Source organism: Pseudomonas sp. PME37.24/025 (assembly GCF_055556615.1).
In genome coordinates this window covers 1-248 of sequence record NZ_JBVHNK010000406.1, presented here as the reverse complement: position 1 = coordinate 248, position 248 = coordinate 1, and the positions used below count along the sequence as shown (strand labels likewise).

Here is a 248-nt window from a genome sequence, read left to right as displayed (position 1 = left end):
CCGAACACCGCGCGCGTGTACATCGCCTCGGTGTACTCGGCGTCGCGCAGGAAGATCGCCGCATCGTTCCCGCCGAGCTCCATCACCGTCGGCGTCACGCGCCGGGCGGCGGACGCGGCGATCGCCTGGGCGGTCGGCAGGCCCCCGGTGAACGTGATCTTCGCGACGCGCGGGTCGGAGACGAGCGTCTCCCCGACGTCCGCTCCGCCGTTGACCACGTTGAGCACCCCGCCGGGCAGTTCGGCGGC

1 protein-coding gene is annotated in these 248 nt (G+C 73.4%); it reads right to left on the bottom strand.

All coding sequences use genetic code 11. From position 1 onward, the window contains the following. Nucleotides 1–248: aldehyde dehydrogenase family protein (locus tag ACZ3HH_RS30855; RefSeq protein WP_465810490.1), on the bottom strand; the 248-nt coding region annotated here is incomplete at both ends.